Below are 12,795 nucleotides of genomic sequence, written 5' to 3'. Positions count from 1 at the left end.
GTAGGGTCACGGGCATGACCGAGCCCGCCGGGCGCCGCCCCCGCAAGCGCGTGAACTACGGCACGGGCCGTGAGGCCCTGCTGGAGGCCGCCGTGCGGGTCGTGGCCCGGGGCGGGCTGCGCAGGCTCACCTACCGGGCCGTCGCGGAGGAGGCCGGCGTCACCCACGGCCTGGTCGTGCACCACTTCGGCTCCCGGGACGCCCTGATCGAGGAGGCAGTGGCCCACGCCATCCGCTCCTCGCTCAACAGCAGCGCCCTCGAACCGGGCACCGGCAGGGCCGCCGACTTCTCGGTGGGGCTGACGGACATGGTGGAGGCCGGGCCGGACCTGCAGGCGTTCCAGTACGAACTCCTCCTGGAGGCCCGGCGCCGCCCCGAGCTCCTGGCCCACCTGCGGTCGCTGTACGACGAGTACTTCGACGCGACCCGGCGCGAACTCACCCAGATGTTGCCAGGCCCGGTCGGCGAGGGCCTGTCCCGGATGGTGTTCGCCACGCTGGAGGGACTCGTCCTGCACCAGCTGGTCTTCGGAGAGCGCGAGGTCATCGACGAGGCCCTGGACGAGCTGCGCTCGGTCCTGCGGCTGCTCGCCGAGCGGCCCGGCGACGAAGCCTGACCAGCTGCCGGACCCCTGCCGTCCCGCGGCGCGGGAATTCCTCGTCCCTCACCCCTTGCCAAACGGATAGTTCCGCCCCACGATGAGGCAACTCGTTTGGCCTGAAACGATCCTTCCTCCCCTCTGGCAGGTGATCCGAGTGGACAGTCAGACGGTCTCCCGGCACACGGCGGAACCGGACGCGCCCACCGCAGGCACGCTCAAGCCCAACGCCCTCGGCGTCCTGGGCATCCTCTTCTTCGTCCTGTCCGCCCAGGCCCCGCTGACCGGCATCGCCGGCGCGGCCCCCATCGCCGTGGCCCTCGGCAACGGCCCCGGGGTACCCGCCGCCTATCTGGTGGCGGGCCTGGTGATCCTGCTGTTCTCGGTGGGGTTCGTCGCCATGGGCCGCCACGTGGTGGACGCGGGCGCCTTCTACACGTACATCGGCAAGGGCCTCGGCCGCACCACCGGCACCGGCAGCGCGGGCCTCGCCCTCTTCGCCTACTGCACCATCCAGGCCGCGATGTACGGCCTCTACGGCGCCATCGTGAGCGGCCTCGTCGCGAGCCACACCGGCCTCGACCTGCCGTGGTGGCTCTGGACGCTGGCCACCATGGCCGTCGTCCAGGCACTCGGGGCGGCCGGCGTCGAGATGGGCGCCAAGGTCCTCGCCGTGTTCGTCCTCGCCGAGTTCAGCATCCTGTCGGTCTTCGCCCTGGTCACCCTCTTCAAGGGCGGCGGCCCCGAGGGACTCGGCCTCGCCGACAGCTTCTCGCCGTCCGCCGCCCTGGACGGCGCCCCCGGCGTGGCCGTGATGTTCGCCGTGGCCTCCATGTTCGGCTTCGAGGCCACCGCCATCTACGGCGAGGAGGCACGCGAGCCCAGGAAGACCGTGCCGCGGGCCACCTACCTCGCGGTCGCCGTCGTCACGGGCTTCTTCGCCCTGGTCTCCTGGATGCTGATCTCGTCCTACGGCGCCTCGAAGGCCACCGCCGCCGCGGGCAAGGCCCTGGAGGGCGGCGACGGCGCCGGGTTCGTCTTCGCGCCCATCGCGGCGGACTTCGGCGGCTGGGTCGGCGACGTACTGCCGGTCCTGCTCGCCACGTCGCTCTTCGCCGGCATCCTCACCTTCCACAACTCGGCCAACCGCTACCTGTTCTCCCTCGGCCGCGACCGGCTGCTGCCGCTGCGGATGTGCCGGCTCAACCGCCGCCACGCGCCCTGGACCGCCGGGTGCGTCCAGACGGTCCTGGCCGTCCTGCTGGTGGTGCCCTTCGCGCTGGCCGGCAAGGACCCGGTGCTGACCCTGTTCTCCTGGTTCAGCGGCGTCGCCGTCCTGGCGATGATGCTCCTGTACCTGCTGACCTCGGTGTCCGTCGTCGTCTTCTTCCGCCGCGCCCGCCTGGACACCCGCCCCTGGAACACGCTGATCGCACCCGCCCTGGGCGCGCTCGGCATCGCGGGGGCGATCTGGCTCATCCTGGCCAACTTCACCACCCTCATCGGCGGCGAACGCACCACCGCCCTGTGGCTCACGCTGTCCGTCCCGGTCGTCATGGGACTCGGGCTGGTCGCCGCACGGGTGCGGGGGAGGGGCGTCGCGGCTGCCGACGGCTGACCGCGGGCACGGCCGTCCGCGAGCACACCGTCCGCGAGCAACGGCCGTCCGCGCACAGCCCCGCCCATATCGTTTGAGATCAAAGGAGAATTCCTCATGCCGGCCGTCCCCCACGTCGAGTGGCTGCGCCGCGCCAAGGCGTTCCAGCTCCCCGGTGCCCACCACATCGACGGCACCGACGAGGCCGGGGGAGGGGCGGCCTTCCCGGTCGTGTCCCCGCGCGACGGCCGGGTCCTCGCCGAGGTCGCGGACGGCGGCGCCGCCGAGGTGGACGCGGCCGTCGCCGCCGCCCGGCGGGCCTTCGACACCGGCCCGTGGCCGCGCCTGGCACCCGCCGAGCGCGGCCGGACCCTGCTCCGCCTCGCCGACCTGCTGGAGGAACGCCGCGAGGAACTCGCCCTCACGGTCAGCCTGGAGATGGGCAAACCGATCGCGGACGCGTACGGCATCGAACTGCGCGCCGTCATCACCACGTTCCGCTGGTACGGCCAGCTCGCGGACAAGCTGACCGACGAGTCCCCGCACACCGCCCCGGACGCCCTCGCCCTGGTCACCAGGGAACCCGCCGGGGTGGTGGGGGCGGTGGTCCCCTGGAACTTCCCGCTGACCCTGGCCGGCTGGAAGGTCGCCCCGGCCCTGGCGGCCGGTTGCACGGTCGTCCTCAAGCCCTCGGAGAACTCCCCGCTCTCCGCCCTGCTCCTCGGGCGGCTCGCCACCGAGGCCGGCCTCCCGCCCGGTGTCCTGAACGTCGTCACCGGCGACGGCCCGACGGCGGGCCGTGCCCTCGGCCTCCACCCGGACGTCGACGTCCTGGCGTTCACCGGCTCCACCGCCGTCGGCCGCCACTTCCTGCGCTACGCCGCCGACTCCAACCTCAAGCGCGTCTGGCTGGAACTCGGCGGCAAGTCGCCCAACATCGTCCTGCCCGACGCCCCCGACCTGGACAAGGCCGCCGCCACCGCCGCCTGGGGCATCTTCTTCAACCAGGGCGAGATGTGCACCGCCCCCTCCCGGCTCCTCGTGCACTCCTCGATCGCCGAGCGGGTCACCGAGGCCGTGATCCGGCGGGCCCGCGAACTGAGGGTGGGCGACCCCCTCGACCCGGAGACGGAGATGGGCGCCCTCGTCGGCCGGGCGCACCTGGACCGCGTGCGCGACCACATCCGCCACGGCGTCGACGAGGGCGCCCGCCTGCGCACCGGCGGTGAGCGGGTCCTCATCGAAACGGGCGGGACCTACCTCGAACCCACCGTCTTCGACCGCGTGGACCCCGGCTCGCGACTGGCCCGGGAGGAAATCTTCGGCCCCGTCCTGTCCGTGCTCGCCTTCGACGACCTCGACGAGGCGGTCCGCCTGGCCAACGCCACCGAGTACGGCCTCGCCGCCGGCCTGTGGACCTCCGACCTGTCCACCGCCCACCGGGCGTCGCGCGCCCTGAAGGCCGGAACGGTCTGGGTCAACTGCTACGAGGAGGGCGACCTCACCGTGCCCTTCGGCGGCATGAAGCAGTCGGGCAACGGCCGCGACAAGTCCGCCCACGCGCTGGAGAAATACACCGAGCTGAAGACCACCTGGATCCAGCTGTGAACCGCCCCCTGATCGCGATCCCCGCCCGCTTCGCCGCCACGACCTCAGCCCTCCGGTACGCCGCCGAGGTCAACGCCCGCGCCCTGATCGAGGCCGTGTGGCGGGCGGGTGGCGAACCGGCGAGCATCCATCCGGCGCAGACGGGCACCGCCGCCCGGCTGGCCCGCTTCGACGGCGTCCTGCTCCCCGGCGGCGGTGACCTCGCCCCCTCCCGCTACGGCGCCATCGACACCCACGACACCGTCTACGACGTGGACACCCTCCAGGACACCTTCGACCTCGACGTCGCCCGGCACGCCCTGGAGTCGGGCCTGCCCCTGCTCGCCGTCTGCCGCGGCCTCCAGGTGGTCAACGTCGCCCTCGGCGGCACCCTGGAGCAGGACATGGGCGGCCCCGAGCACGAACACCGGCATCTCGTGCACCCCGTCGCCCTGGAACCCGGCTCGCTCGTGGCGGAAGCAGCGGGCGCCGAGAAGACCGACGCGTCCTGCTACCACCACCAGCGCGTCGACCGCCCGGGCGCGGGCCTGCGCGTCACGGCCCGGGCGGCCGACGGCACCGTCGAGGCCCTCGAACTCCCCGGCGCCCACGGCTGGTTCACGGCCGTCCAGTGGCACCCCGAGGACACCGCGCACGAGGATCCCGCCCAGCAGGGCCTGTTCGACGCGCTCGTGCGGGCCGCGACCCGGTGAGGCCGCGGCGGTTCTCAGGCCCGGGGCCGCCGCCCGCTGCGCCGCGGGGCGGGCTCGGCGCCGCCCAGCAGGGACTGCCGCCGCTCCTCGCCGTGCTCCTCCACCTGGAGCACCACGCTGCGCAGCCCCTCGGCGAGGCTGCGGCACTCGGCGTCGCTGAGCCCGGCGGTGACGAAGGCCTCCTCCTCGTTGAACGCCGGGAACACCCGCGCCATGAACTCCTCGCCCTCGGCGGTGAGACTCAGCAGCACCAGACGCCCGTCGCTCGGATGGCCGTCGCGCCGCAGCAGGCCCCGGGACTCCAGCGTGCGCACCACACCCGTGAGCGTGCCCTTGGAGATCCCCGCCTCCTCGGCCACGTGCCGGGTCTCCGACTCGCCCCACACCCAGACCACCCACAGCACCACGAAGGCCGTCCAGGTCAGGTCGGAACCGCGCAGCACCGAGTTCTCCAGGTGCTGCCGCACGGCGGACGCCGCCCGGTAGATGTTCGCCACCGCCGCCATCTGCTCCCGGCGGATCGCAATGCCGCCGAGCTTCGCCGCGGCGAGTTTCTCGGCTTCGGTGATGGATCGGTGCCCCGGCACGAGCGGCTCCTTCGTATGGTCGCGATTCCCATGGCCGGGTCGCGACGCGTCACACACGGGCGGCTCACCGCCGCCCGATCGTTCGGACTCAAATTGTACGAAGCCGAAAGGAAGAACCCGTCATGCCCAGCCCTCCCCGCATGCTCCTCGTCCTCAGCGAGAACTGGACCCTCACCGGCGGCCGGGCCGATCTGCCCGCCGCGGTCCGCTGGGCCCGCGAGGCCGAGGACGCCGGCTTCGACGCCGTCATGGTCAGCGAGCACATCGTCCTCGGCCCCGACGCGGCGGCCGCAGGCATCATGGGAAACCCCCGAGACTACGCCCTCCCGGGCAACCAGGACCCGTACACCCCCTGGCCGAACTCCCTGCTGCTGCTCGCCGCCATCGCCTCCGTCACCTCCCGGCTGCGCCTGGCCGCCGCGGCCGTCCTCGCCCCGCTGCGTCACCCCCTGCTGCTCGCCCGCGAACTCGGCACCCTCGACCTGATCAGCGAGGGGCGTCTCGTCGTACAGCCCACGGTGAGCTGGAGCAAGGACGAGTACGACGCCCTCGGTGTGCCGTTCGCCCGCCGCGGGCGGCTCCTCGACGAGCACCTGGAGATCTGGGCGAAGGCCTGGGGCCCGTCCCCGCTCTCCCACGAGGGACCCCACTACCCCTTCCGGGACGTCTACTTCGAACCCAAGGCGCACCGCCCCGAGGGCCCCCGGCTGTGGTTCGGCGGCCAGCGCCTGCACGGCCCGGTCCTGCGCCGCCTCGTCGGGTACGGTCACGGCTTCCACCCGCTCGGCCGGCCCACGCCCGAGGACCTTCAGGGACTCGAGAAGGCGATGTCGACGGCCGGGCGGGACATCGCGGAGCTGGAGATGATCGGCGGCACCCAGGCAGTGTTCCCGGACGACCGCTCACCGGCGGACCTCGGCGCGGCGCTCTCCGTGATCCCGGAGCAGGTGGAGCAGGGCTTCACGACGTTCTGCGTCAAGCCGAACCAGTTCATCGACGACCCGGACGGCGTGGGGGAGTTCTGCCGCGAGGTCATGCGGCGCGTCGAGGCGCTGACGTCCTGACCGCCCCGGCCCGGATCACCGCTCGACGAACCGCGCGAGGTGATCCGGGTCCGGCCGCAGCAGCCCGTCCCGCACGGCGAGGGCGGTGGCCTCGGCCCGCGAGGCGCAACCGGTCTTGCGCAGCAGATGCTCGACATGGCTGTGCACGGTCCGCGGAGACAGGAACAGTGCCTGGGCGATCGCCTGGTTGGTCTGCCCGGTGGCGGCGCGGGTGAGCACCTCCAGCTCCCTGGGGCTCAACCCGTACGGCAGTTCCGTGGGCATCTCGTGCACCAGCACCGCGTCCGCGGCCAGGCCGGGTCCCGCCGGATGCCGGTGCAGCACGACCCGCCGCCAGCCACCCCCGGACGGCCACAGCAGCCGCAGCCGCTGCCCGCCGGTGCCGGCGAAAGCGTCCAGCAGCGCACCGAACCCGTCCTCCTCCCGCAGGACCCGGGGCCGGTCGCGGCCGGGCAGGTCGATGACGCGACCGTCGCCGGTGACCAGGCTCGCCGCGTCCTCTGTCGCCAGGCCGTGCAGGTCGCAGGCACGGGCCAGCGGGTCGGCGAAGGCGGCCAGGGCGGGAATCACGGAGGCGAGCAGCCGCCGCGCGTCGGTGTCGTAGGCGTCCGCGCTTTCCGTGGACAGGTGCACCAGACCCACCAGCCGGCCCCGCTGCCGCAGCGCCCCAGTGACACCGTCCCGGAAGCCGGCCGGGCGGACCCGCTCCGCGTAGAACCAGCCGTGCCGGAAGCGGAGCCCGGCGTCCTCGGCGTCTTCCGAGATGGACGGCGGCAGCTCCCGCCGTACGACATTGCGGTACCAGGGGGTCGCGACGAACTCCCCGGCCAGGGCCTGCGAGGCCTCGGCGGTGTAGCCGATGCTCGCGATCTGGACGTGGGAGCCGGTCAGCGGGTCGATCGTGAGCAGGGTCGCCGCGTCCAGGGGCAGCGCACGGGCGAGTTCGCGCAGCGCCTGCGCGGAGGCGGCGGTGGTGTCGCGCTCGCGGGTGAGCATGCCGATGCGGGCGGCTGCCGCGATCTGGTGGTGGCTGGTCATGACGAGCCTCCGGTCGGCTCGGACAGCGATGTCGTTTGGGGCCTAACGATAGGGCTCCCGTCCGCGCCCGGCAAGGTGCGCCCGGAAGTCCGGCCGTGCCCGCGGTCGGTATTTGTACGGATGGTGCGGCGGGCCCGGCGGGACTTTCCTGTTCCGCACAGCCGGACGCCCCAGTCGGGCCCGCCCCTCGGAGAGTCCCCGCCATGACCCCACCCCCGTACACCGCCTCGCGCAGACACTTCCTCGCCCTGTCCGCCGCCACCGCCCTGGCCGCCGCCGGATGCTCGGCTCCGGGGAACACGGCCGCCTCGGCCAAGCCCTCGGCCTCCGGCGGCGCCCGCCTGACGAAGATCGGTCTCGACTACCCCTTCACCCAGCTCCCGCTCTACTCCACGCTGGTGAAGCTCTCCACCGCGCAGGCGAAGCGGCACGGCATCTCGCTGCTGACGACGAGCGACAACGCCAGTTCCGACACCCAGGCCACCAACCTCAACACCTGGGTGGCCCGCAAGGTCCCGGCGATCGTGTCCTTCCCCATGGTGTTCGAGGCCGCCGAGCCCATCGCCAAGGCGGCCCTCGACGCCGGACTGATCTGGGTGACCTACGGCGGCTCCCTGCAGCACCAGAGCGCCGACATCCGGTTCAGCTTCCGCGAGGGCGGCACCCTGCTCGGGCAGGCGGCGGCGAAATGGGCCCAGGAGCACCTCGGCGGCAAGGGCAAGATCGCCTTTCTCACCGACGACACCATCGAACTCGGCCGCGAACGCACCAAGGGCATGATCGACGCCTTCACCAAGGCGGCGCCGGGTGTCGACGTGGTGGCGCGGGAGCAGTCCATCGACCCGGACTCGGGCCTGTCGAAGACGAAGGCGATCCTCGCCAAGCACCCCGACCTCAACCTCGTTCTCGGCGTCACAGACGCCGCCGCGTACGGCGGATTCAAGGCCCTGCAGCAGGCGGGCCGGGACAAGGACGACGCGAAGACCTTCGTCGGTGGCCAGGACGGCTCCGCGCCCTCCCTCCTCGCCGTCAAGCAGGGCACGTTCTACCGGGCCTCCGCCGCCCTCGCTCCGAAGGACATCGCCGCGGCCATCGTGGACGTGCCGCGCGCGGTCGCCGCCGGGAAGGCGAACCCGAGCGCCCAGGTGCCCATCACACTCGTCCAGCGCGCCGACACCGCCCGGATCGACGCCCTGCTCGCCCAGAACGCCTAGGGCCGACGAATGACGACCACGAACCTCCGCATCAGCGGCCTGACGAAGTCCTTCGGCGGCGTCCGGGCCCTCGACGGCGTGGACCTCACCGTCCCCGCCGGCCAGGTGCACGCCCTGCTCGGACACAACGGCGCCGGCAAGTCCACCCTCATCAAGTGCCTGGGCGGCGCCTACCCGCCCGACGCCGGCACCATCGAGGTCTGCGGGACGCCTTACAGCCGGCTCACCCCGCGCGAGTCCATCGCGTCCGGCGTGGCGATCATCTTCCAGACGCTCAGCGTGGTCGACGCTCTGACCGTGGCGGAGAACATCTTCCTCGGTCAGGAGTGGACCCGGCACGGCCGCATCGACCGGCGTGCCCAGGAGGAGGTCGCCGCCGGGCTGCTCCAGCGTGTGGCCGCGAAGTGCTCCCCACGCGACCGAGTGGGGGATCTGCCCATGGGGCAGCGCCAGTTGGTGGAGATCGCCAAGGCCCTCAGCCGCAGCGCCGCCGTCCTCGTCCTCGACGAACCGACGGCCGCCCTGTCCGGCGCGGAGACCGACGCCCTCGCGGAACGCGTCGAGGACCTGCGCGCCCAGGGGCTCGCGCTCGTCTACGTCACCCACCTCTTGGGGGAGGTGGAACGGCTCGCGGATGCGGTGACCGTACTCCGGGACGGACGGGTGACCCACCACGCGACGGTCGCGGGGCGGACGCGGCGCGAGCTGGTGGAGGCGATCGCGGGCCCCCCGGCGGAGCAGGTGCGACCACGGACGGAGTCCGGCCCGCGGACAGGGAGCATCGGCCACACGCCGGCGCCGGACACACATCACGTCGTGCACGCGCCGGCGGCGCCCAGGGCCGGGCACCCACCCGCTGGGGAGGCGCCCCGGGCCGGGCACACACCGGACCCGCCCCGGCTGGAGGTCGAAGCCCTGCGGGGACCCGGCTTCGGCCCCGTCGACCTCACCGTCGCCGCGGGCGAACGTGTCGGCCTGTTCGGGCTCATCGGCTCCGGCCGCACCCGCATCCTGGAGACCCTCTACGGCCGGCGCCGCGCCACCGCCGGCACGACCCGGGTCGGCGACCGTACCGTCAGCCCGGCCCGTCCGGCCGACGCGCTCGCCGCCGGGATCGCGCTCGTCCCGGCGGACCGGCGGGCCCAGGGCCTGTTCCCCACGATGACCGCGCAGGACAACGCGCTGCTCCCCTCCGTCCAGCCGCTGTCCCGCTTCGGGGTGCGGGCACTGCGCTCCGAGCGGCGGGTGTTCGGCGCACTGGCCGACGCGGTCGGGCTGCGACCGGCCCGGCCCGGGTTGCCGGCGGGGGCGTTCTCCGGCGGCAACCAGCAAAAGCTCGTCCTCGGCCGGTGGATCAACGAGGCCCGGCACGTGGAGGTGCTGCTGCTGGACGAGCCGACACAGGGCGTCGACGTGGGCGCCCGTCAGGAGATCTACCGGGTGGTGTCCACCCTCGCCCAAGAACGCGGCACCGCCGTGCTGTTCGCCTCCAGCGACCCCGAGGAGATCGTGGCGCTCGCCGACCGCTGTCTGATCGTCGCGCAGGGACGGATCGCCGGCGAACTCTCCGGCGCCGAACTCACCGAACAGGCCCTGCTGTCGGCCGCTCACGACCCCCTGACCGCAGAAGGAGCAGCATGACCACCGCCGACCCGGCCCTCGCGCGGCCCCGCTTGATCACCACGGGCGGGCTCGCCGCCGTACGCCGCAACCCGCTCCTCGTCGTGCTCGTCGCGATGGTGCTGGTCTTCCAGCTGACCACGGGGAGCTTCCTGGACCCGGCCAATCTGAGCGGCATCGCCACCGACGCCGCGACCCTCGCCATCGTCGCCGTCCCGCTGGCCCTGCTCGTCATCAGCGGCTACCTCGACCTGTCGGTCGGCTCCACGCTCGCCCTCGGCGGTCTGGTCGGGGGCTGGCTCGCGGGGCAGCACCACCAGTCGCCCGCCGTCGCCCTGCTCGGGGCACTCGCCGCGGGGGCGCTGGTCGGGGCCGTCAACGGCGTGCTCTGCTGCTGGTTCGGGCTGTCCGCGTTCATCGTCACCCTGGGCATGCTGACCGCCGTACGGGGCCTGGCGCAGCAACTGTTCCCACTTCCGCTGAGCGGCTTCGGCTCCGGGTTCGCCTGGATCGGTGGGGCTCGCATCGCGTGGATCGCCGCCCCGGTCGTCGTCGCGGCGCTCGTGCTGGCCGCGGGCGCCCTGTTCCTCGCGCTCACCCCGGCCGGACGGCACGTCTTCGCCATCGGCGTCAACCGGGAGGCCGCCCACCTCTCCGGCATCCACATCCGCCGCACCCCGTTCGCGCTGTTCGTCGCCACCGGTGTGGCCGCCGCCCTGGCCGGCGCCATCAAGGCGTCGGTGCTGGACAGCGCGGTGGCCGGCACCTCCGGCGCCGGGTTCGAACTGACCGTGCTCACCGCGGTGCTGCTCGGCGGCGTCGCCCTCACCGGCGGCTCCGGCTCGATCCTCGGCGTCCTGCTCGGCGTGCTCTTCCTGGGCGGCCTGCAGAACGGCCTGACCCTGCTGAACGTGCCGACGTTCTGGCAGCAGATGGCCCAGGGCACCGCGCTGGTGGCCGGCGCGGCCCTGGCGTACTTCGCACCCCGCACCGGCCGCTGATCAACCATTCCCCTGAAATGAGGTCATCCGTGAGCGACACCGCATCCGTGGGCGAGACCCCCTCCGTGAGCGACAGCGCTCCCACCCTCGTCCTGACCGGCGGCCAGGTCCTGACCGTCGACGCGGGGTTCACCGTCGCCGAGGGCGTCGCCGTGCGCGGCCGGGACATCCTGGCCGTCGGCAGCGACGCGGAGATGCGTGCCCTGGCCGGGCCCGGCACCCGGATCGTCGAACTGGGCGGCCGGACCGTGCTGCCCGGCATCAACGACTCGCATCTGCACGGCGCCGCCTACGGCATGACGAAACCGCCGTTCGCCCTCGACGTCGGCCACCCGGCGGTCGGCTCCGTCGCCGACATCGCCGCGTCGGTCGGCCGGGCGGCACGGGAGACACCGCCGGGGGAGTGGATCATCGGCCTGGGCTGGGACCCCGGCTACCTCGCCGAGTGCCTCGCCGACCCGGGCCGCTTCCCGCACCGGCGGGACCTCGACGCGGTGGCGCCCGATCACCCGGTCTGCCTGACCGACTTCTCCTCGCACATGGTGTGGGTCAACTCCGCGGCACTGCGCCGTTGCGGCGTCGACGCCGGCACCCCGGCCCCGCCCGGCGGTGTGATCGACCACGACCCCGACGGCCGGCCGACCGGCATCCTGCGCGAGGCCGCCGGACGGCTCGTCCAGGCCGAGCTCCCCGCACCGACCCGGGACCAGCGCCGCCGTGCCATCCAGGGCGTGATCCGCGAACTGCACTCCCGCGGCATCACCAGCTACACCGAGCCCGGCCTCGGCCCCGGCGGCGCCGGCTCCCTCTTCGGCGGCCTGAGCACCGACAACTGGAACGCCTACGCCGACCTCGCCGCGAGCGGCGAACTCCAGGCCCGCGTCAGCGTCCTGCTCCTGCCCGCCCCCATGGGCGGCTCCGCCGCGGACGTCCGCGAGGGGCTGGCCGAACTGCGCCGCCCCGAGTCGGCCGACCCCCGGCTGCTGCGGGCCATCGGAGTCAAGATCTTCGCCGACGGCGTACCGCCCAACCGCACGGCGTGGATGAGTGAGCCGTACCCGGGCGGCGGTCACGGCGCCCTGTGCGTGCACGGCGACACGCCCGCGCTCCAGGTGCACGAACTGCGCGAGATGATCAGGCTCGGCCACGAGGCCGGCTTCCAGCTCGGCGTGCACGTCACCGGCGACCGGGCCATCGACCTCGTGGTGGACGCCTTCCTCGCCGCCAACACGGCCGCGCCCCGCCCCGACGCCCGCCACTACGTCATCCACGGCGACTTCATCAGCCCGGGCAGCCTGGCCAAGCTCGCCGCGCACGGCTACGGCGTCAACATGAACCCCGCCATCAAGTGGACCATCTCCGACCTGATGGACGAGCTCGTCGGCCCCGAACGCTCCGCCTACCAGTGGCCGGTGCGCTCCGCGCTGGACGCCGGCGTACGGGTGTGCGCCAGCTCCGACGCCCCCATCACCGAGCCCGACTGGCGCCAGGGCGTGGCCGCGATGATGCTGCGCGAGTCCAAGGCCAGCGGCCGTACCAGCGGCCCCGAACAGTGCGTCCCGCTCGCCGACGCCCTGCGCGCCTACACCTCCACCGCCGCCTGGCAGGACTTCGCCGACGACTGGAAGGGCACCATCGAAGCGGGCCAGGCCGCCGACCTGTGTGTGCTGGACCGGCCGCTGCTGGACCTCGACCCGCACGAGATCACTCAGGCGCAGGTGGACCTCACGGTGTTCGACGGGCAGGTGGTCTTCGAGCGGTGACTCACGATCCGG

Annotated in this window: 11 protein-coding genes; 9 read left to right on the top strand and 2 right to left on the bottom strand. The window is 73.3% G+C overall.

Annotated elements, in window-relative coordinates:
• The first annotated feature begins 14 nt into the window (after positions 1-14).
• The 4 genes from ABTX60_RS21255 (at position 15) to ABTX60_RS21240 (ending at position 4,496) form a co-directional block, all read left to right on the top strand.
• On the top strand, positions 15-617 hold the full coding sequence (locus ABTX60_RS21255; RefSeq protein WP_352098559.1) for a TetR/AcrR family transcriptional regulator: 603 nt from the start codon (positions 15-17) through the stop codon (positions 615-617).
• Positions 618-756: 139 nt separating this feature from the next.
• Positions 757-2,217: an APC family permease gene (locus tag ABTX60_RS21250; protein ID WP_352098558.1), complete on the top strand. Its 1,461-nt coding sequence runs from the start codon at positions 757-759 to the stop codon at positions 2,215-2,217.
• Between the two features lie 96 nt (positions 2,218-2,313).
• Positions 2,314-3,804 carry an aldehyde dehydrogenase gene (locus ABTX60_RS21245; protein WP_352098557.1) on the top strand — a complete coding sequence of 497 codons (1,491 nt, stop codon included), beginning with the start codon at positions 2,314-2,316 and terminating at the stop codon, positions 3,802-3,804.
• Positions 3,801-4,496, top strand: a complete 696-nt coding sequence (locus tag ABTX60_RS21240; RefSeq protein WP_352098556.1) for a gamma-glutamyl-gamma-aminobutyrate hydrolase family protein — start codon at positions 3,801-3,803, stop codon at positions 4,494-4,496. Before ABTX60_RS21245 ends, ABTX60_RS21240 begins: the two co-directional genes overlap by 4 nt.
• 14 nt (positions 4,497-4,510) lie before the next feature.
• Here the strand turns inward: ABTX60_RS21240 and ABTX60_RS21235 are convergent, their stop codons facing one another.
• On the bottom strand, positions 4,511-5,083 hold the full coding sequence (locus ABTX60_RS21235) for a MarR family winged helix-turn-helix transcriptional regulator (RefSeq protein ID WP_352098555.1): 573 nt from the start codon (positions 5,081-5,083) through the stop codon (positions 4,511-4,513).
• 122 nt (positions 5,084-5,205) lie between these two features.
• On the opposite strand from ABTX60_RS21235, the gene ABTX60_RS21230 reads away from it, so the two are divergent.
• Entirely contained in the window at positions 5,206-6,147 is a 942-nt protein-coding gene (locus ABTX60_RS21230) for an LLM class flavin-dependent oxidoreductase (RefSeq protein WP_352098554.1), read from the top strand.
• Positions 6,148-6,162: 15 nt separating this feature from the next.
• On the opposite strand, the gene ABTX60_RS21225 is transcribed toward ABTX60_RS21230, so the two are convergent.
• Entirely contained in the window at positions 6,163-7,185 is a 1,023-nt protein-coding gene (locus ABTX60_RS21225) for a helix-turn-helix transcriptional regulator (protein WP_352098553.1), read from the bottom strand.
• Positions 7,186-7,388: 203 nt separating this feature from the next.
• On the opposite strand from ABTX60_RS21225, the gene ABTX60_RS21220 reads away from it, so the two are divergent.
• The 4 genes from ABTX60_RS21220 (at position 7,389) to ABTX60_RS21205 (ending at position 12,783) form a co-directional block, all read left to right on the top strand.
• Positions 7,389-8,399 (top strand): sugar ABC transporter substrate-binding protein, encoded by a 1,011-nt coding sequence (locus ABTX60_RS21220; RefSeq protein WP_352098552.1) that lies wholly within the window; start codon positions 7,389-7,391, stop codon positions 8,397-8,399.
• 9 nt (positions 8,400-8,408) lie between these two features.
• On the top strand, positions 8,409-10,040 hold the full coding sequence (locus ABTX60_RS21215; RefSeq protein WP_352098551.1) for a sugar ABC transporter ATP-binding protein: 1,632 nt from the start codon (positions 8,409-8,411) through the stop codon (positions 10,038-10,040).
• A complete protein-coding gene (locus tag ABTX60_RS21210; RefSeq protein ID WP_352098550.1) occupies positions 10,037-11,020 on the top strand; it encodes an ABC transporter permease in 984 nt (327 codons plus the stop codon). The genes ABTX60_RS21215 and ABTX60_RS21210 overlap by 4 nt, the downstream gene beginning before the upstream one ends.
• A 65-nt stretch (positions 11,021-11,085) precedes the next feature.
• Positions 11,086-12,783, top strand: a complete 1,698-nt coding sequence (locus ABTX60_RS21205) for an amidohydrolase (RefSeq protein ID WP_352098702.1) — start codon at positions 11,086-11,088, stop codon at positions 12,781-12,783.
• Positions 12,784-12,795: the final 12 nt, after the last annotated feature.

The organism is Streptomyces sp. NPDC126510, from assembly GCF_040302345.1.
Lineage (GTDB): Bacteria > Actinomycetota > Actinomycetes > Streptomycetales > Streptomycetaceae > Streptomyces.
Note: the sequence above shows the minus strand (reverse complement) of the source record. Positions and strands in the feature narration are given on the sequence as shown.

Bases quoted from the DNA above. Each gene is read 5' to 3' on its own strand.
- ABTX60_RS21255 (WP_352098559.1), top strand. From the start codon at position 15: ATGACCGAGCCCGCCGGGCGCCGCCCCCGCAAGCGCGTGAACTACGGC.
- ABTX60_RS21245 (WP_352098557.1), top strand. From the start codon at position 2,314: ATGCCGGCCGTCCCCCACGTCGAGTGGCTGCGCCGCGCCAAGGCGTTC.
- ABTX60_RS21230 (WP_352098554.1), top strand. From the start codon at position 5,206: ATGCCCAGCCCTCCCCGCATGCTCCTCGTCCTCAGCGAGAACTGGACC.
- ABTX60_RS21225 (WP_352098553.1), bottom strand. From the start codon at position 7,185: ATGACCAGCCACCACCAGATCGCGGCAGCCGCCCGCATCGGCATGCTC.
- ABTX60_RS21220 (WP_352098552.1), top strand. From the start codon at position 7,389: ATGACCCCACCCCCGTACACCGCCTCGCGCAGACACTTCCTCGCCCTG.
- ABTX60_RS21215 (WP_352098551.1), top strand. From the start codon at position 8,409: ATGACGACCACGAACCTCCGCATCAGCGGCCTGACGAAGTCCTTCGGC.
- ABTX60_RS21210 (WP_352098550.1), top strand. From the start codon at position 10,037: ATGACCACCGCCGACCCGGCCCTCGCGCGGCCCCGCTTGATCACCACG.